Source organism: Lentzea kentuckyensis (assembly GCF_002150765.1).
Lineage (GTDB): Bacteria > Actinomycetota > Actinomycetes > Mycobacteriales > Pseudonocardiaceae > Lentzea > Lentzea kentuckyensis.
In genome coordinates, this window is record NZ_MUYM01000052.1 from 17,380 (window position 1) to 35,254 (window position 17,875).

Genomic DNA, 17,875 nt, shown 5'->3' on the forward strand with positions numbered 1-17,875 from the left:
TCGTTGTGTCCTTATCGAACCGCGCCAACGACATCCTCCTGCGGCGAGGTCTGCAGGGGCAAGACCTGCGTGCGGCCGAAGCGTCGCATGAACGGCGCCTCGACCCAGGCGAACAGCGCCCAGGAGACCAGCAGGGACACCGCGAAGGCCGCCACCAGGAACGCCAGCGCGACCGGAGCTGACCACGCTTTACCGCCCAGCGCGCCGAACGCGTTGATCTCCGTGCCGAACGCCCAGTGCCCGTACGTCAGCACGAGCCGGTGCACCAGGTAGAACGCGAACGACACCTCACCCAGCCACACCATGCTCGGCCGCGCGAAGAACGTCCTGCGCCCCTTGACGTCCGCGACGGCCGCGGCCGGGATCAGCAGCGCCAGCGGGATGATCGTCGCGCCGACGAACGCGTACAGGAACGGCACGAACAGCGAGGCGACGTAGCCGGCGAACGCGAGCGCGATACCCCACTTGACGCCCAGGCCGATCCACCGCCCGGTCATGACGATCCGCGCCAGGATGATGCCGAGCGTGAACTCGAACAGACGCGTGACCGGGAAGTTGTAGACGAACCAGATCTGGGCGTAGGAAGCGGGACCCCACGGCCACACCGGCGTGGACGGCAGCAGAGCCTTGGCCAGCAACGGCACCGCGAGTACCGCGAGGACCGTGAGGCCGGCGTAGAACCACAGCCGCGACGGCCGGATCTTGTTGATCAGCACCAGCAGGAACGGGAACGACAGGTAGAAGATCGCCTCGACGGACAGCGACCACGCGACACCGTTGCCGGACAGCAGCACGTCGTAGTTCGGGATCCACGACTGCACCAGGAACAGGTTCGCGACCGCGGCGGCCGGGTCGACCGCCTGGCGGAACACGAGCAGCAGGATGATCGCCGCGACGAACGTGACGACGTGGTTGGGCAGGATCTTCGCGAACCGCCGCCGGAAGAAGTTCCCCTTCGTGTCACCGGGCCGCGCCGAGTAGGTCAGCACGAATCCGCTGAGGATGAAGAAGAACGACACACCGACGAACCCGGCGGTGCTCGTCGCGATCATGTACAGGAAACCGACCTCGGGAGTCCGGAAGAGGAACTCCAGGCTGCCGTGGAAGACGAAGACCATTGCCGCGGCGACGAACCGCATGCCCGTCAGCGACGGGAGTCTCGACGAACTCGCTACTTGGCTCGACACGGTGGGGACCTTTCGGAAACGACGATGTTGGGTCGCCCGATGGTGAGAACTCGCCAACGCGAATGGCTCGCGACCTGCTCGAAAGCCTTTTCCTCAGCCACTTCCCGATTCGCGCTTGAGCGTGCGCGGACACGGTTTCGGAGTCGAGGGAGTTTCCCAGGGAGGTTGCCGTGCCACCGTCCACCACGGAGCTGCGCAGGCGGGAGGACACCGACCTCCCGACGAGGCTCGCGAAGTCCGCCGCCACCGAGCAGGGCGCGTTCCTGCAGACCGAGCACTTCGACCTGTGGCTCACCGAACGCTGGCTCGCCAACGCGTTCCGCGTCGAGCGCATTCCGTTCGCCGACCTGGACCTCTGGTACACGGAGGCGGAGACCGGCAACATCCGGCACCAGAGCGGCAAGTTCTTCACGGTAGAGGGCCTGAAGGTCGACACGCCGACGCGGTCGTGGAGCCAGCCGATCATCCGCCAGCCAGAGGTGGGGATGCTCGGCATCCTCGTGAAGGAGTTCGGCGGCGTCCTGCACTGCCTGATGCAGGCGAAGATGGAGCCGGGGAACCCGAACCTGCTGCAGCTCTCGCCGACCGTGCAGGCCACGAAGTCGAACTACACCCGCGTGCACAAGGGCGCCAAGGTGAAGTACCTGGAGTACTTCGCCGAGGGTGCCCAGCGCGGCAAGGTGATCGTCGACGTGCTGCAGTCCGAGCACGGGTCCTGGTTCTACCGCAAGAGCAACCGCAACATCGTCGTCGAGGTGACCGAGGACGTCCCGCTGGACGACGACTTCTGCTGGCTCACGCTCGGCCAGGTGAACGCGTTGCTGCACCGGGACAACCTCGTCAACATGGACTCGCGCACGGTGCTGTCCTGCCTGCCCGCCCCGGGTTACGCGGAGCCCGCCAACGACTTCCAGGCCGCGCTGCTGGCGTCGCGCGACCCGCACGCCGGCGCGCTGTCGGCGACGCCGGACGTGCTGAGCTGGTTCACCGGGCAGCGCGCCGACCACGACATCGAGGTTTCCCGCGTGCCGCTGGGCGAGGTGCCCGGCTGGATCCGCACCGAGGACGAGATCAGCCGGGAGGACGGGAAGTTCTTCCGGTGCGTGGCGGTGCGGGCGATCGCGGGCAACCGCGAGGTGACCAGCTGGACGCAGCCGTTGTTCGAACAGCACGGCAGAGGCGTCGCGGCGTTCATCGTGAAGCAGTTCGCCGGTGTGCTGCACGTGCTGGTGCACGCGCGGCTGGAGGGCGGGTTCCTCGACACGGTGGAGCTGGGGCCGACCGTGCAGTGCGTGCCCGGCAACTACCACGACGCCGAACGGCCGCCGTTCCTCGACCACGTGCTGGCCGCGGAGAAGTCGAGAATCCATTACTCGACGGTGCATTCCGAGGAGGGTGGGCGATTCCTCGACACCGAGAGCGACTATCTCGTCGTCGAAGCGGACGAATCGTTCCCCGCCGAGGTCCCGCCGCAGTACACGTGGGTCACCGTCGGGCAGCTGACGGACCTGTTGCGGCACGGGCGTTACGTGAACGTGCAGGCCAGGACCCTGGTCGCGGCGCTCAACGCGCTGGGCTAGTCGAGCGGACCGGAAATACTACCTGTGCCACCTGGGAAAAACACGATCGGGTTACGCGGCTCCAGCGCGATTCGAGTGCCACCCGATCCGGCTTGAATAGCGTGGACGACATGAAGATCCTAGTGAGTAGCGGTCCGTCGTTCGGCCTCTACTTCCCGGTCGTCCCGCTGGCGTGGGCCTTGCGGGCGGCGGGTCACGAGGTGCTCGTCGCGAGCCCGGAGAGCATGGCCGCCACGGTCAACGGCTCCGGGCTCCCGCACGTGGCCACCTACGGGCCCATGCACATGCGCGAGGTCATGCTGCACGACCGAGCGGGCAACCAGCTCGCGCAGGCCGGTACCGAGGAAGGCCTGCTGGAGCAGGTCGGCCGCGGGTTCGGCCGGCTCGCCGCCCGCACGATCGACGGCATGCTCGCCATCACCGAGGCCTGGCAACCGGACGCGATCATCGGCGAGGCCCACGCGTTCTCGGCCGGGGTGGCCGCGAAGATCCACGGGATCCCGTGGTTCGAGAACGGCATCGGCATCGGTTACCGCTCCGACATCGACGGCTGGACGGCCGTGGAGTTCGCCCCCGAGCTGGAGAGGCTCGGGTTCGACTCCCTGCCGGAACCGGACATGGTGCTCGACACCTGCCCGGCGCTCATCCGGCCCGCTGATGTCGTTGCGGGACGACCGATGCGCTGCGTCCAGTACGACACACCGGCCCCGGTTCCCTCGTGGGTCTTCGAAAAACGCGACCGCCCGCGCATCATGATCACACTCGGCACCATCCTGCCGAACTCCCCCGCGGGCCCGGCCATCTTCGACGAGCTGGTCCGCACCCTGCCCTCGCTGGGTGTGGAGCTCGTGCTCGCGATGCCGGACGAGGCGGTCGCCAAACTCGCTCCGCTGCCCGACGCCGTCGTCGCCGCCGGGTGGATGCCGCTCACCTCCGTGCTGCCCGCCTGTGATCTCACGGTGCACCACGCGGGTGGGGGATCGACCATGTCCTCCCTGATCGCCGGACTTCCGCAGCTGCTCGCTCCGGGAGTCATGGCGGAGCAACGGGATTCCGCACAGCGTCTCTGCGAGTTCGGTGCTGCCCGGCAGCTCCAGTCGCAGGAGGTGGAGCCGGTCGAGGTGCTCGAGGCCTGCCGGGCGTTGCTGGAGGACGCGTCCTACCGGGATCGGGCGAGTCAGTTGAAGCACGCGATAGAGGAAATGCCCTCGCCCGGCGCGGTAGTGCCGGTGATCGAGGACTTCGTCCGTCACCGCGCCGTTGGCGCAGCGGAAGAAACTGAGTGAGGAGCTATGACCCAGAACATCGACGCGGCGCCGGATTCGGGTGCGCAGAGTTGGCCGGGAGCCAACGCGAGCCAGGGTGAGCCGTTCAAATGGCGCTGGCTGGCACTCGGCGTCATCCTGCTGGCCACCGCGATGGACATTCTCGACTCGCTGATCACGGTCATCGCCGCGCCGTCCATCGTGGCGGACATCGGTGGCGGCGCGACCTTCATCCAGTGGCTGGGTGCCGGGTACACGCTCGCCATGGCGTGCGGTCTGATCATCGGCGGCCGGCTGGGCGACATCTTCGGCAAGAAGCAGATGTTCGTCGTCGGCGCCACCGGCTTCACGATCGCCTCGGCGCTGTGCAGCGTCGCGACGACACCGGGCGTCCTGGTGACCGCCCGCGTGTTCCAGGGCCTGTTCGGCGCGATGATGCTGCCGCAGGGGCTCGGCGTCATCACCGAGGTGTTCCCGCCCAAGGAGATGGCCAAGGCGTTCGGCGCCTACGGCCCGATCCTCGGTCTCGCGACCATCGGCGGCCCGATCCTCGGCGGCTGGCTGATCAACCTCGACCTGTTCGGCACCGGCTGGCGGATGATCTTCCTGATCAACCTGCCGCTCGGCCTGCTGGCGGTCTTCGGTGCCATCAAGTGCTTCCCGAAGGCCAACAAGACGGCGAAGAAGCTGGACCTGGTCGGCGCGCTGCTCGCCTCCGGTGGTGCCGCGCTGCTGGTCGTCCCGGTCGTGCAGGGACGTGAGGAGGGCTGGCCGGCGTGGACCTTCGTGTCCATCGTGGCCGGTGTGCTCACGTTCTTCGTGTTCGGCTGGTACGAGGGACGCCGCGACAAGAAGGGCGGCGAGCCGCTCGTCGTGCCGTCGCTGTTCAAGAAGAAGGCGTTCAACGGTGGTCTGGGCGCCGGCCTCGCGCTGTTCTCCGCGCTCACCGGCTTCTCGCTGGTGCTGAGCGTCTACCTGCAGCTGGGGCTCGGGTTCAGCGCCCTGGGTGCGTCGCTCGCGGTGCTGCCGCAGGCGATCGGCTCCACGTTCGGCTTCGCCGCGTCCGGTGCCGGTCTGGCCGCGAAGCTCGGCCGCCGCCTGATCCACATCGGACTCGCCGGCATGATCCTCGGCCTGGTCGCGTTCTTCCTCACGATCAAGCTGGGCGGTCCCGACGTCGGTGGCTGGGCGATGTCCCCGTCGCTGTTCTTCGCGGGCATCGGCATGGGTCTCGCGATGGCGCCGTTCTTCGAGCTGATCCTCGCGGGTGTCGACCCGCAGGAGACGGGCTCGGCGTCCGGCACGCTGACCTCGGTGCAGCAGTTCGGTGGCGCGCTGGGCGTCGCGGTCCTCGGCACCGTGTTCTTCGCGGTGGTCGGCGGTTCCGGCTACCTGTCGGCGATCGAGACCAGCATCTGGGTGGTCGTGGCCCTCGAGGCCGTGGCGGCCGCGCTGATCTTCTTCCTGCCGAAGATGCCGAAGCCCGCCTGGGACCCGTCCCAGTGGGAAGGCGGCGACGGCGGCGGCGAGTGGAGTGCCGAAGCCGCGGCGCAATGGGGCGGTGGCGACAACGCTGCTGCGGCCGACTGGAACGCGGACGCCAAGAAGTAAGCGCTACACCGGATTTTCTCTCCGGAAGGCTCGCCGATCACTGCGATCGGCGGGCCTTCCGCCCGTGATGGGCTCTTTTCCAGGAATCTTCGAGGGAGACTCAAATGACGGCCGTCACCGAACCTTCCTTGTACGTCGCGCTCGCCGCGACGTACAAGAAGTCGATCAGCGAGCACTACAAGGACCTCGCGCTCAAGCTCCAGGTCGCGTTGAACACCCAGGACCTCAGCCTGGTCGACGGGCTCATCCACGACGACTTCTTCGACGTCACCGGCCCGCCCGGAATGTTCCCCGACGGCCCGGAAGGCGTGCGGCAGCACATCCTGTGGCTCAACCGCCGCTTCAAGGACGCGAAGTGGGAGGTGCAGCAGGCCGTCGCCGAGGGCACCACGGTCGTGCTGCGCGTCCGCTTCACCGGAACCGAGACCGAAGAGGGTCAGCCGGCACCCGTCGGCACGCGTTTCACCTACGCGCAGGCGCACTTCTTCGAGGGCCGCGACGGCCTTCTGGTGCAGCACATCGGTGTCCGCAGCGAGCAGGACATCTCCCAGTAAGGGACTTCCATGGACGTCATCGGGCGTGGCTTTCTGGCCATGAACCTCGCACGCATCGCGGGCAAGCATCATGACGTCGTCGCGTTCGCGGCCGGATCTTCCTCGACCGTCGCCACGTCGGCGGACGAGTTCGGTCGCGAAACCGGCATCCTGCACGACCAGATCCGCAGGTGCCGGGCCGAAGGCAAGCTGTTCGTGTACTTCTCCACCGCGTCCGCCGCCATGTACGGCTCACCGGACTCGCCGGGCACCGAGGACGGGCCGGTGTACCCCGGCAACGCCTACGGGCGCCACAAGCTCGCGATGGAGGCGTTGATCCGCGCCTCCGGGGTGGCGTATCTGGTGGTGCGCCTGGGTCATCTCGTCGGACCGGACCAGCGTCCACATCAGATGATGCCGACTTTGGTGGCACAGGTGCGTTCCGGCGAGATCGAGGTCTGGCGCGGAGCACATCGTGACCTCATCGACGTGCTCGACGTGGTGCGGCTGCTCGACGCGTTGCTGACCATCCGGGTGTTCGACGAGGTCGTCAACGTCGCCAGCGGCGTGCCCGTCCCGGTCGAGGACGTGGTGGCACACCTGGAAAACCGGCTGCGCGTGCCGTTGCGGAAGACCTACCGCGAGGCGTACGCGCGGCACGACATCTCCCTGGCCAAGCTCACCCGCCTCGCGCCCGTCGTGCGCGAACTGGGTTTCGGCCCCGACTACTACCGGCGCGTCGTCGACCGCTATCTCAGCGCCACGACCGGCGTGCCGCTCGAAGACCTACCGTCAGCCGGATGAAGGAGCAACGGCAATGCGAGTACTGATCAGCACGTGGCCGGCGAGCGGGCACCTGCAGCCGATCGTCCCACTGAGCTGGGCACTGCGCGGTGCCGGTCACGAGGTCATCGTCACCACACCCCGGCACCTGGTGCCCTTCGTGAAGTCCACCGGCCTCGACGCGATCGCGCTCGGCGAGGAGCAGGACCAGAAGATGATGCTGCAGGGCATCATCCAGCAGGCCGGCGAGAACGCCTCCCCGGCCGAGGCGCTGCCGCGGCCGGACCGCCAGTTCTGGGGCAACATCGCCTACGGTCCCGCCGGCCGCACCGCGGAGATCCTCCCGCTGCAGCTGGAGAAGGCGAAGGCGTTCGCGCCCGACCTGATCCTGACCGACCCGATGGACCTCTCCGGGCGGCTGCTCGGCGGCATCCTCGGCGTGCCCGTCGTGCGGCACCGCTGGGGCGTCGACCCGCTGACGGAGGCGTTCGAGGAGACCGCCCACATGGTCCTCGACCCGGTGGCGCAGCAGATGGGCCTGACCGGGCTGCCGGAGCCGGAGCTGACCATCGACCCGTGCCCGCCGTCGTTCCAGCTGCCCGGACTGGAGAAGGGCCGTCCCGTGCGGTACCTGCCGTCCAACGGGTTCGGCGCCGTGCCGGACTGGGCGCTGGAGCAGCCGTCGAAGCCGCGGATCTGCGTCTCCTTCGGCTCGATGCCCAAGGAGCTCGGCATGCGCAAGGTGCTGGGCTGGGTCTACGAGGCCATCGCACGCCTCGGTGACGTCGAGGTCGTCCTCGCCGTGCCGAACGGGATCGACGCCGAGGACCACTCGGTGATCGCGGACAAGGTGATCTCGTCGTCGCACCTGCCGCTGAACCTGTTCATGCGGACGTGCTCGGTGATCGTGCACCACGGCGGTTCCGGCACGGGCCTGACCGCGCTGGAGGCCGCCACGCCGCAGCTGGTGCTGCCGCAGTTCGCCGACCACTTCCCGTGGGCGGAGCGGCTGGAGGCCACCGGTGCCGGTGCGTACGTCGAGGGCGTGGAGAAGCAGCAGGACGTCGGGTTCATCCAGGACCGCCTGGAGGAGCTGATCCACAAGCCCGAGGCCAAGGAGGCGTCGCTGGCGCTGCAGCACGAGATCCACAACGCGCCGTCCCCGGCCGCGCTGGTGCCGGAGCTGGAAGCCCTCGCGGCCGTCTGATGGTGCGTCTGCAAGTACTACCAACAGCACCGCTGGTAGTACTTGCAGACGCCATTTCCGCAGCGCGAAGATGCCCCCGGCTCGCGAGCCGGGGGCATCTTCGCGGGCGCGTTCAGTCGTTGAGCTGTAGCACGACCGTGCCCGCGTACTTCTTGTCCAGCAACGCGATGAACGCCTCCGCCGCGACCGGCACGCCGCCCTTGACGACGGTGTGGGCGAAGGAGATCTTCCCCTCGTTCAGCCAGGTCGAGAACGTCTGGTTCCACGCCGCCAGCTGCTCTTCGGTGTCGAAGGTGGCGAACCCGCGGAACGTCAGCTGCTTGGCGATGGCGCGCATCAGGGCGAGGCGCGGGTGGTCGCCGTCCGTGCCACCGATCTGGCCGCTCAGCGCGCCGCACAGGGCGAACCGGGCACCGGGCTGGGCGTGTTCGACGGCGGCCTCGAACTGGTCGCCGCCGACGTTGTCGAAGCACACCGTGATGCCGTCGGGGGCGAGCTCGCGCAGCCGGTCCAGCACCGGGCCGTCGTGGTAGTCGAACGCCGCGTCGAAGCCGGCCTCGTTCAGCAGGAAGTCGACCTTCTCCTTGCTGCCGGTGGAACCGATGACGAGCTTGGCGCCGCGGGCCTTCGCGATCTGACCGGCCAGCGTGCCGACCGCGCCGGTCGCGCCGGACACGAACACCACGTCGCCCTCGCCGGCGTCGGCCATCTCGACGATGCCGCGCCACGCGGTCGGTCCGTTGGCGAGGTAGTACTCCGCCCCCGGCAACAGCGAGCGGTCGAGCTTCTTCACGCCGAACCCCGGGCTCACGACCGCCCACTCGCGCCAGCCCTCGTAGTGCAGGATGAACGTCCCCACGGGCAGGTCCTCGTTGTTGGACACCACGACCGTGCCGACGGTGGTGCACCACGGGGTCTTGCCGATCTCGTAGTTGGGGATCGGCAGCGCGGTCTCCTCGTTCATCAGGTCGCGGTACACCGAGCCGAGGAACATCCACTCGTTGCGCACCAACACCTCGCCGTCGCCGGGTGTCGGCGTCGGCACCTCGACGAGCTCGAAGTTCTCCTGGGTCAGCCGGTCCGCCGGGCGCGAAACCAGGCGCAGCTCCCGCGACGTCGCAGGAATCGCTTCGGCGCTCATACGGGTCTCCTTTTCACAGTGGGGTTTTCACCGTCCCCGAGCACGGCTTCGCCTGCCTTGAGAGGAACCTGAGCCATCTCAAGGCACGTGCGAGCGGGGTTGCAGGGCGCACTGGCTGACTAGGGGTCATGGCTGACTTCGACGTCATCGTGGTCGGCAGCGGCTCGGCGGGCGGCGTTCTGGCGGCACGGCTGTCGGAGGACCCTTCTCGGCGCGTGCTGCTGCTGGAAGCGGGACCGGACGACCCCGTCGCGGGCCCCACGCACAACTGGATGTACCGGTCCGAACCGCAGGTCGGTGGCGAGCCGCTGAACCTGCCGCGCGGCAGGATCGTCGGCGGGTGCTCGGCGGTCAACGCGTGCATCGCCCTGCGCGGTGCGCCTTCCGACTACGACGCGTGGCCCGGCCCGTGGTCGTTCGACCTGGCGTCACGGTACTTCGAGGCCGTGGAGTCGGTCGTGCCGATCCGCCGGCCCGCCGACGACATGACGTCCACCAACCGGGCGTTCATCGAGACCGCGGTCTCCCTCGGCATGGAACGGGTCGAGGACCACAACGCGCCCGGTGCGATCGGCGCGGGACCGGTGCCGTTGAACGAGATCGGCGGTGTGCGGCAGAGCACCGCCGTCACCTATCTCGCGGCCGCGCGGTCCAGGAGCAACCTGACGATCCGGCCGGACTCCCTGGTGTGCAAGGTGCTCGTCCGGGACGGCAGGGCCGTCGGCGTGGTGCTGCTCGGCGGTGAGACGGTGTCCGCGCACACCATGGTGGTCGCCGCGGGCGCGTACGGTTCGCCCGCCGTGCTGATGCGGTCCGGGATCGGGCCGGCCACGGCGTTGTCGGCGCTCGGCATCGCGGTCGTCGCGGACCTGCCGGTGGGGCAGGGGTTGCAGGACCACCCGCTGGTCACGGTGAAGCTGATGGGTCGTGGTCCGGCGCTGTACCAGGCGGTCGCGACGACCCGGTCCGGACTGCAGTTCCTGCCGGGCACGCCGTCACCCGCCGAGACTACCGGCGCGAACCTGATCATCTCGGTGGCGCTGCTCAAGCCCTCTTCGCGGGGCAGGGTGCGGCTGCGCTCGGCCGACCCGACCGACGCGCCGCTCATCGACCTCGGCCTGCTGCGGTCCTATGAGGACAGGGCGTTGATGCGGTCGGGTGTGCGCGACCTGCTGCGCCTGGTCGGCACCAAGCCGTTCGCCGGGGAGATCGACGGCCCGCCGCTCAACAGCCCGCCGGCCGACCTCTCGGACGACCAGGCGCTGGACCGGTGGATCTTCGCGAACGCCGGCACCTACCACCACGCGGTCGGCACGTGCGCGATGGGTTCCGTGGTGTCGCCGGACGGGCAGGTGTTCGGCGTGGACGGCCTGTGGGTCGCGGACGCCTCGGTCATTCCGGAAGTTCCTGCCGCCAACACGAATCTGCCCACCATGATGCTCGCGGAGCGCATCTCCGCGGTACTGATCGAGGAGTCGCGCCATGTCGCTTGAGCTGGACGCCGCCGCCCAGGACCTGCTGTTCCGGGAAGCCCGCACGGCCAACACGTTCTCGTCCGAACCGGTCTCCGACGAGACGATGCAGGCCGTCTACGACCTGGTCAAGTACGCCCCGACGTCGATGAACCAGCAGCCGTTGCGCGTGGTGCTGATCCGCTCCGACGACGCCCGTGAGCGGCTGGTGAAGACGATGTACGGGCCCAACGGCGCCAAGGTCGCGCAGGCGCCGCTGGTCGCGATCCTGGCGGCGGACCTCGAGTTCCACGAGCTGATGCCGAAGCTCTTCCCGCACTTCCCCGAGGCCAAGGACATGTTCGCGGACCCGGCGATCCGCGAGGCCTCGGCCGTGCAGAACGGCACGATGCAGGCCGCGTACTTCCTGCTCGGCATCCGCGCCGCCGGCCTGTGCGCCGGGCCGATGATCGGGTTCGACGCCGACGCGGTGAACCGTGAGTTCTTCCCGGACGGCAAGCAGAAGGTGCTGCTGGTCATGAACATCGGCAAGCCCGGCGAGAACGCCTGGTGGCCGCGGTCGCCGCGGCTCGAGTACGACGAGGTCGTCACCGCCGCCTGACCTGCCGCAAGAAGAAGCCCCCGCCGGACTGGCGGGGGCTTCTTTTCGCTTATCTGGGCCGGGGAATCGCGACCGACGTGTAGGTCGTCTCCGGCGTCGCCTCGGTGGTGAACCTGCCGTTGATCACGTACAGCAGGTCGTCGTGCAGGGCGAGCGAGCTCGGGATGTCGAACCGCGGGTCGCTCACCCGGCGCAGGATCTTGCCGACCGTGCCCTCGTGGTTGAGCCGCACGAGCACGACCTCGTTGCGCACGCCCATCGCCACGTACAGCAGGTCGCCGTCGAGCACCATGCCGTCGCAGTCCAGCAGGTCCTCGCCGCCGAGGTCGACGCTCGTGGCACGGCCGGTGGCGGTGTCGACGTGGAACAGTCCGCCGGTGTTGGACTGGTTGACGAGCAACGCCGTGCCGTCCGGGGTGCGGCAGATCCCGTTGGCGTTGAAGCCTTCCTCGAGATACCGGATGTCGCCGGTGAGCTCCAGCCGCTCGACCTGCTCCGGCTCCGGCAGCTCGCCGTTGCCGCCCAGCGGCAGCTTCCACAGCACCGGCAGCACCGAGTCGGTGGCCCACGCGGCCGTCGGGGTCAGCGCGAAGTCGTTGACCAGGCCCGCGAGCGGGTACGACGCCAGCGTGGCGCCGGAGGCCGCGTGGATCACGTGCGCGTCGCCGGCGAAACCGCCCGCGATGAACAGGCGGCCCCGGCGGTCGATCTTCACCCCGGCCGCGGCGGTGCCGGGGCCGGGGTGGATGGTCCTGCCCTCGCCGGTGATCAGGTCCGCGCGGTAGATGGACCCGTCGGCCAGCGAACCGAAGTACGCGAACGGACCGGGCCCGATCGTCATCGACTCTGGCCGGAATCCGTCCGGCAGCGCGATCGTCGTCATACCGGCAAGAAAACCGCAGCGTGCTCTAGGTTTGCTCGAACACCACGGCGTGCTCGGCGTCCGGTGCGGCGAACTTCAGCAACCGGCGTCCCTCAGCCTCGACCGCGGCGGTGTCGCGCTTGAGCAGGCGCTGGTACGGCGCGATGAGCAGGGTTTTCTTCGCCATCTTCCAAGTGCCGCTGATGAACCCGTCGACGGTGAAGCTCCCGCGCGTCGAGGAACCGTTGAAGCCGGGGGAGATGATCCTCGTGCGGTCAGCGTGCGACAGCGCGATGTTGTCGAACTCGGGCAGGAACCGCGGCGGCGCCGGGGTGTCCTCGTCCGGGCGCGGCGCGTCCTCGTGGTCGAACAGCGTCCGGCCGTTCTCGTCGCTGAACCTGCGCAGCGGCAGCCGTTCGACCACCTCCGACAACCTCGTGAGCCCGGACCAGGTCTGCACGTCCTGCACGCTCGCCGGGCCGAACGCCCTGAGGTAACGGGAGACCACCTCGGTGATCGACGGCTCCGGCAGGGATTCGGCGCCCAGCCAGGTGTTCAGGATGGCGTGCGCGCCACGGCCAGGTGCGAGGCCCCAGATCCCCCGTGGCGGGAGCTGGACGAGCGGCACGAGCAGTTGCACCGCATAGGCCAGCGCGGTCGCCTGGTGGCCCGTCCAGTGCTCTTTCAGCAACTTGCCGAGATCCTCGCGGGTGCGCGGTTGCGCTTCGAGCAGCTCGCGACCGCGTTGAGCGAGCTCGTCCGGGTCGATGCCCGCGATCTGCTTGCCGTTGTGGCCGGTGAAGTTCGTGCGGTCCAGCACGGGTTTCACCAGTGGCCGCAGCAGAAGCGCGTCACGTGCGCTCACGAGGTGGATGGTGGCCCTCATCAGCACGATGCGGACCGTTTCGCGGTTCTCCAGGGTGGTGGCGAGGTCTGACGGCTGAAAGTCGCTTATGCGAGACCACAGGCCCACGTACGGCGAGAGCGGGACCTGGGACTGCATGCCCACCAGGTGTTCCACGACCTCGATCGGTGTCTTGCCGGTGCGTTCCAGGAGGAACTGCCGGGCCAGCAACGCCCGGTTGAGCTGCCGTGCGCTGAGCTTCACTCGACCACGAACTCCCGCGTCGTCGCGTCCGGTGCCGCGAACCGCAACAACCCGTCGGCTTCCTTCTCCACGGCCTTGAGGTCCTTTTTGGACAGCGGCTGGAACAGGGTCAGCGTCAGGGTCGCGGTCTTCTTCTGCTCCTTGATCTTCCACATGCCGCGCACGAACCCGTCGACCAGCAGTGTGGCCGCGATGCCCGCGCCGACGCAGACCCTCTTGCGGATGTCGTCGTCCATCACCCGCGTGCGGTCGAAGTGCGACACCATCAGGTTGTCGTACTCGGGCAGGAACCGGACGGGCGCCGGCGTGTCACCGTCCGGCCGCGGCGCGTCCGGCAGGTCGTAGAGCTCCTGGCCGGTGTCCGAGGTGAGCACCTCCAGCTCGTCGCCCATGTCCTTGAACACCTTGGCCATGAACGTGAGCCCGGTGAACGCCTGGAGGTCCTTCACGGTCGCGGGCCCGTACGCGGCGAGGTAGCGACGCACCAGCTGCTTCGGGTCCGGATCCGAGACGAACTCCTCGTCCAGGAACGGTTCCGCGAGCGTCGACGGTACCGAACCGCCCTTGCCCCACGGCGGTACGTGCACCAGCGGCACCAGGTACTGCACGGAGTAGGCCAGCGACAGGGGATCGCGGCCCGGGAACCGCTCGCTCATCGACTCGCGCAGCTGCACCTGGGTGAGGGCCTTGCCGCGCAGCAGCTTCCGGCCGTGCTCGGCGATCTCGCCGAGGTCCATGCCCTCGGTCTGGCGGCCGAAGAAGCCCTTCTGCGCCCGGTTGAGCACCGGCTGGAGCAACGGCCGCAGCCACAGCAGGTCCGGTGTGGTCACGAGGTGCATGGTGTAGCGCATGAGCGACGAACGCACGATCTGGCGGTCCAGGATGAGTTTCGACAACTCGTTGCGGTCGAAGCTCTGAAGACGCGCCCACAGCCCGATGTAGGGCGGGAACGGCAGCTGCGCCTGCAGTCCGACGAGCCGCTCGGTGGCGTCGAGCACGCTCAGGTCGTGGCGCCGCAGCAGAAGTTGGCGCGCGAGGGTGGCTCGGTTGATCGCGCGGCGGTCCAGCACGGGAAGGCCCTTTCTGCAACTACTTCTGGAAACGCGGAAACGCGGCCGTCACCGGAGACTACCGGTGACGACCGCTCTGGTGACGGTGCTGATCAGGCCGCGTCGCCTTCGAGACGGGCGCGGAACCACGACATGAACAGGTGGTCGGTGCCGGCGGTGAGGTCCTGGCCACCGTCGATGGTGATGATCTGGCCGGTGACCCAGGAGCTGGCGGGGCTGGCGAGCTGCGTGATCCACGGCGTGATGTCCTCGACCGTGCCGGTGCGGCCCAGCGGCATGATGTCCGCCAGCGTCGCGAAGATCCCGTCGGTCTCCTCCTCGTTGAGCCCGTTGGCCGCGTAGACCTCGGTGCGCACGCCGGCCGGGGCGACGGCGTTGACCCGGATCCCGAGCGGGGCGAGCTCGCGTGCCCACGTCAGCGTGAGGCTGTGCATGCCCGCCTTGCTGGCCGCGTACAGGGCGGCGCCGGGCTCGGGGTTGTGGCCCGCGACCGAGGAGACGAACACGATGTTGCCGCCCGGCTTGGCCAGGAACCGGTACAGCGCGCCGGTGAGACGGACCGGGCCGAGCAGGTTGATGTTGAGCAGCTCGTTGCTGGCCTTCTCGTCGAAGTACTCGGCGAGCGTGTTGCGGAAGATGCCGGCGTTGTGCACGAGCACGTCCAGCTTGGCGCCGTTGGTCTCGACGGCGTCGGCGACGGCCTGCGCGCCTTCGGCTGTGGTGACGTCGGCGGCCACGGGGACGATGTTCGGGTGCAGCTCGGCGACCTCGTCCAGCCGTTCCTTGCGGCGACCGGTGATGATCACACTCGCGGCGCCGAGCTTCGCGAACTCGACGGCCGCGTGCTTGCCGATTCCGGTGCCACCACCGGTGACGACGACTCGCTGGCCTTCAAACGGCTGGTCGGACATGGTCTGAGTTCCTTTCGAAATGCCACCGGGTGTCGCCTACATCCAGCCAAAGCGGACTGGTATCCCACTAGAACCGCACTCAGGCCGCCCAGGACGGCTTCGCGTCGATCTCGACGACCGCGCATCCCCAGCTGTATCCGGCGCCCACGCCGAACAGCACGACCCGCTGCCCCGGTCGGGCCTGGCCGGTGTCGACGAGGTGGCCGAGCCCCGCGAACTGGTCGCCCGCGCCGAGATGCCCGATCGTGCGGCTCCACTCCCACGTCGTGCGCGCGGGGTCGATGTCGTAGGGCCGCAGGTAGTTCACGTCCAGGCGGCGCCGGCCGAAGTGCGGCAGCACCACCCAGTCCGCGTCACCGAGCTTCATGTCCGCGTCCGCCAGCGCCTCCTCGACCGCGGCCGCCTGGCCCGCGTTGGCCCGGTTGATGCCGAAGGAGAGCCCGAACTTCCTGGCGAACGCGTGCTTGGCGGCCTCGAAGTCCACCGGCATGCGGTGCTCGAACGGAGCGAGCCCCATCGGTTCGTCACCGCGGTGCAACGGCTCCAGATCGGAATCCGCGTTGATGGCCAAGGAAAGCAGCCGTGCGTACCCGCCGCGCCGGGAGAGGACGAGAGCGCTCGCACCGTCCGCGTAAGGCGTGCCGGGATCGGTGCGCCACCGGTCGATGCCGGGCAGGCAGAACCGGTCGGCCGTGGTCAGCAGCGCGTCGCGACCCGGACTGAGATAACGGACGGCGAGGTCCAGCGCGGCCATGCCACCGTTGGACATCTGCCGGATCTCCAGCGCCAGACAGCTGTTGCGGACGGTCTCGCGCTGGATGTAGCTGCCGACCGGCCACAGGTCCTGGCCCTGGTGGTAGGTCGTGGCGTGCAGGATCAACTCGACGTGGTCACCGGTGCTGCCCGCCCGCGCAAGTGCCTGCTGGGCCGCGCGAACGCCCATCTCGGCCGCAGACTCGTCGGGGGAGTACGCGACGCTGGTGACGTCCGTGCGCGCGACCAGCTTCGGTTCGCACTCACCGGAGTCGATGGCGTCCTGCACGTCCAGCGTCGCGGGGAGCCGGATTCCGTTGCCCCGCACGTAGATGCCGTCGACGCGCACTCAGACCTCCTTCAGCGCACGGGTGACGCGCACGACCCGGTCGGCCTGCACACGGGCGGACTGCAAGGCGATCTCGCTGACCGGCGCGCTGTCCGAGCCGAGCACGTGGGAGGTGCCGTAGGGGTTCTCGTTCAACCCCGGCGGCACGATGATCCCGCCGAAGTGGCAGACCATGTTGTAGATGGAGACGATCGTGGTCTCCATGCCGCCGTGCGTGCTGCCGCCGGAGGTGAAAGCGCTGTACACCTTGCTCGCCAGGCGTCCCTGGAACCACGCTGGCCCCAGCGTGTCGATGAACTGCTTGAGCTGCGCGGACATGTTGCCGAACCGCGTGGGCGTGCCGAACAGGACCGCGTCGGCCCACAGGACGTCGTCGACCTGGGCGATCGGCACGTCCTCGGTCGCCCTGAGGTGCTGCGCCCACGCTGGCCGTGAGTCCACGGCGGCCTGCGGCGCGAGTTCGGCCGCCCTGACCAGCCTGACCTCGGCTCCCGCCTTCTCCGCCGTCTCGGCGATCTCGGTGGCGATGCGGTGGATCGTCCCGGTGGACGAGTAGTAGACGACGGTGACGTTGACGCTGCGTTCCATGGCGGGATCCCTTTCGCAGGCAGGTCCCCACCACCGTTGCCGGTACACCTCGACGCGGCGTCGAGCGCGGCCTGAACGCCGCGGGATATGGTGTCTCGCCGGAGGGGCGCAATGATCAGGGTTCTGCTGGCCGAGGACATGCACATGGTGCGCGGTGCCCTCATCGCGCTGCTCAATCTCGAACCGGACATCGAAGTGGTCGCCGAGGTGAGCTCGGGGGACAAGATCCTGCCGATGGCGCGGCAGCACAAACCGGACGTCGCCGTGATCGACATCGACCTGCCGATCCTCGACGGTCTCAGCGCCGCCGCGAAGATCCGCGAGACGATGCCGGAGGTCCGGACGCTGATGCTCACGTCACTGGGCCGCCCAGGCACGCTGCGCAAGGCGCTGGCCGCCCGCGTGGACGGGTTTCTGCTCAAGGACGCCCCGCCCGGCCAGCTCGCCGACGCGATCCGCGACGTGGCGGCCGGCAAGCGGGTGGTCGACTCCCAGCTGGCGCTGGCCGCCTGGGACCGCGGGGAGTGCCCGCTGACCGACCGCGAGCTGGAGGTGCTGCGCCTGGCCGCGGCGGGTTCGGACGCGCCGGAGATCGCGGTCGCGCTGTCGTTGTCGACGGGAACCGTGCGCAACTACATGACGACCATCATCACCAAGCTGAACGGCCGCAACCGAGTCGACGCCATCCGCATCGCCGAAGAAGCCGGCTGGATCTAGACGCTGGATCTGGACGGCCGGCCCGAAGCACCACCCGTTCACCCACAGGAACCCCGTCAGCCCCATTTTGCGACACGCGGGGAGCTTTCGTTCGCTCTGACAGTACGAGAGGCCCCCGCGTGTCGGCCGGCAACAGG

17 protein-coding genes are annotated in these 17,875 nt (G+C 68.8%); 9 read left to right on the forward strand and 8 right to left on the reverse strand.

Annotation, left to right across the window (positions count from 1 at the left end):
* Positions 1-11: 11 nt before the first annotated feature.
* Entirely contained in the window at positions 12-1,187 is a 1,176-nt protein-coding gene (locus B0F77_RS23855; protein WP_211293973.1) for an acyltransferase family protein, read from the reverse strand.
* Positions 1,188-1,357: 170 nt separating this feature from the next.
* Between B0F77_RS23855 and B0F77_RS23860 the strand changes: the two genes are divergently transcribed.
* The 6 genes from B0F77_RS23860 to B0F77_RS23885 all read left to right on the forward strand — a co-directional run bounded on the left by B0F77_RS23860 (position 1,358) and on the right by B0F77_RS23885 (position 8,166).
* Positions 1,358-2,767, forward strand: coding sequence for an NDP-hexose 2,3-dehydratase family protein (locus tag B0F77_RS23860; RefSeq protein ID WP_086665197.1), 1,410 nt, complete (start codon positions 1,358-1,360; stop codon positions 2,765-2,767).
* Positions 2,768-2,877: 110 nt separating this feature from the next.
* Positions 2,878-4,053 carry a nucleotide disphospho-sugar-binding domain-containing protein gene (locus B0F77_RS23865; RefSeq protein WP_143466872.1) on the forward strand — a complete coding sequence of 392 codons (1,176 nt, stop codon included), beginning with the start codon at positions 2,878-2,880 and terminating at the stop codon, positions 4,051-4,053.
* 6 nt (positions 4,054-4,059) lie between these two features.
* Positions 4,060-5,643 (forward strand): MFS transporter, encoded by a 1,584-nt coding sequence (locus B0F77_RS23870; RefSeq protein ID WP_086665199.1) that lies wholly within the window; start codon positions 4,060-4,062, stop codon positions 5,641-5,643.
* Positions 5,644-5,747: 104 nt separating this feature from the next.
* Positions 5,748-6,197: an ester cyclase gene (locus B0F77_RS23875; protein WP_086665200.1), complete on the forward strand. Its 450-nt coding sequence runs from the start codon at positions 5,748-5,750 to the stop codon at positions 6,195-6,197.
* Between the two features lie 39 nt (positions 6,198-6,236).
* The gene (locus B0F77_RS23880; RefSeq protein ID WP_245848586.1) at positions 6,237-6,980 is read left to right on the forward strand and encodes an NAD-dependent epimerase/dehydratase family protein; all 744 of its coding nucleotides are present in this window, start codon (positions 6,237-6,239) and stop codon (positions 6,978-6,980) included.
* A gap of 13 nt (positions 6,981-6,993) precedes the next feature.
* Positions 6,994-8,166 (forward strand): nucleotide disphospho-sugar-binding domain-containing protein, encoded by a 1,173-nt coding sequence (locus B0F77_RS23885; protein ID WP_086665202.1) that lies wholly within the window; start codon positions 6,994-6,996, stop codon positions 8,164-8,166.
* Positions 8,167-8,278: 112 nt separating this feature from the next.
* Here B0F77_RS23885 and B0F77_RS23890 read toward each other — a convergent pair whose 3' ends face one another.
* The gene (locus tag B0F77_RS23890) at positions 8,279-9,307 is read right to left on the reverse strand and encodes an MDR family NADP-dependent oxidoreductase (protein WP_086665203.1); all 1,029 of its coding nucleotides are present in this window, start codon (positions 9,305-9,307) and stop codon (positions 8,279-8,281) included.
* A gap of 128 nt (positions 9,308-9,435) precedes the next feature.
* Here B0F77_RS23890 and B0F77_RS23895 point away from each other — a divergent pair, with 128 nt between their 5' ends.
* Positions 9,436-10,800: a GMC family oxidoreductase gene (locus B0F77_RS23895; protein ID WP_086665204.1), complete on the forward strand. Its 1,365-nt coding sequence runs from the start codon at positions 9,436-9,438 to the stop codon at positions 10,798-10,800.
* Positions 10,790-11,380 carry a malonic semialdehyde reductase gene (locus B0F77_RS23900; protein WP_086665205.1) on the forward strand — a complete coding sequence of 197 codons (591 nt, stop codon included), beginning with the start codon at positions 10,790-10,792 and terminating at the stop codon, positions 11,378-11,380. The genes B0F77_RS23895 and B0F77_RS23900 overlap by 11 nt, the downstream gene beginning before the upstream one ends.
* 49 nt (positions 11,381-11,429) lie before the next feature.
* On the opposite strand, the gene B0F77_RS23905 is transcribed toward B0F77_RS23900, so the two are convergent.
* The 6 genes from B0F77_RS23905 to wrbA form a co-directional block, all read right to left on the reverse strand.
* A complete protein-coding gene (locus B0F77_RS23905) occupies positions 11,430-12,263 on the reverse strand; it encodes an SMP-30/gluconolactonase/LRE family protein (protein WP_086665206.1) in 834 nt (277 codons plus the stop codon).
* A 25-nt stretch (positions 12,264-12,288) separates the two neighbouring features.
* A complete protein-coding gene (locus B0F77_RS23910) occupies positions 12,289-13,350 on the reverse strand; it encodes a winged helix DNA-binding domain-containing protein (protein WP_086665207.1) in 1,062 nt (353 codons plus the stop codon).
* Entirely contained in the window at positions 13,347-14,420 is a 1,074-nt protein-coding gene (locus tag B0F77_RS23915) for a winged helix DNA-binding domain-containing protein (RefSeq protein WP_086665208.1), read from the reverse strand. The genes B0F77_RS23910 and B0F77_RS23915 overlap by 4 nt, the downstream gene beginning before the upstream one ends.
* A gap of 92 nt (positions 14,421-14,512) precedes the next feature.
* Positions 14,513-15,331: an SDR family NAD(P)-dependent oxidoreductase gene (locus B0F77_RS23920; protein WP_086665209.1), complete on the reverse strand. Its 819-nt coding sequence runs from the start codon at positions 15,329-15,331 to the stop codon at positions 14,513-14,515.
* 79 nt (positions 15,332-15,410) lie between these two features.
* Positions 15,411-16,433, reverse strand: coding sequence for a ketoacyl-ACP synthase III family protein (locus B0F77_RS23925; protein WP_086665210.1), 1,023 nt, complete (start codon positions 16,431-16,433; stop codon positions 15,411-15,413).
* Positions 16,434-17,021, reverse strand: a complete 588-nt coding sequence (gene wrbA, locus B0F77_RS23930; protein WP_086665211.1) for an NAD(P)H:quinone oxidoreductase — start codon at positions 17,019-17,021, stop codon at positions 16,434-16,436.
* A gap of 111 nt (positions 17,022-17,132) precedes the next feature.
* Between wrbA and B0F77_RS23935 the strand changes: the two genes are divergently transcribed.
* A complete protein-coding gene (locus B0F77_RS23935) occupies positions 17,133-17,738 on the forward strand; it encodes a response regulator transcription factor (RefSeq protein WP_086665212.1) in 606 nt (201 codons plus the stop codon).
* Positions 17,739-17,875 lie beyond the last annotated feature (137 nt).

Coding starts and splice junctions, on each gene's coding strand:
- B0F77_RS23885 (WP_086665202.1), top strand. CDS start 6,994: ATGCGAGTACTGATCAGCACGTGGCCGGCGAGCGGGCACCTGCAGCCG.
- B0F77_RS23920 (WP_086665209.1), bottom strand. CDS start 15,331: ATGTCCGACCAGCCGTTTGAAGGCCAGCGAGTCGTCGTCACCGGTGGT.
- B0F77_RS23865 (WP_143466872.1), top strand. CDS start 2,878: ATGAAGATCCTAGTGAGTAGCGGTCCGTCGTTCGGCCTCTACTTCCCG.
- B0F77_RS23880 (WP_245848586.1), top strand. CDS start 6,237: ATGAACCTCGCACGCATCGCGGGCAAGCATCATGACGTCGTCGCGTTC.
- B0F77_RS23935 (WP_086665212.1), top strand. CDS start 17,133: ATGATCAGGGTTCTGCTGGCCGAGGACATGCACATGGTGCGCGGTGCC.
- wrbA (WP_086665211.1), bottom strand. CDS start 17,021: ATGGAACGCAGCGTCAACGTCACCGTCGTCTACTACTCGTCCACCGGG.
- B0F77_RS23875 (WP_086665200.1), top strand. CDS start 5,748: ATGACGGCCGTCACCGAACCTTCCTTGTACGTCGCGCTCGCCGCGACG.
- B0F77_RS23900 (WP_086665205.1), top strand. CDS start 10,790: ATGTCGCTTGAGCTGGACGCCGCCGCCCAGGACCTGCTGTTCCGGGAA.
- B0F77_RS23895 (WP_086665204.1), top strand. CDS start 9,436: ATGGCTGACTTCGACGTCATCGTGGTCGGCAGCGGCTCGGCGGGCGGC.
- B0F77_RS23905 (WP_086665206.1), bottom strand. CDS start 12,263: ATGACGACGATCGCGCTGCCGGACGGATTCCGGCCAGAGTCGATGACG.
- B0F77_RS23870 (WP_086665199.1), top strand. CDS start 4,060: ATGACCCAGAACATCGACGCGGCGCCGGATTCGGGTGCGCAGAGTTGG.
- B0F77_RS23890 (WP_086665203.1), bottom strand. CDS start 9,307: ATGAGCGCCGAAGCGATTCCTGCGACGTCGCGGGAGCTGCGCCTGGTT.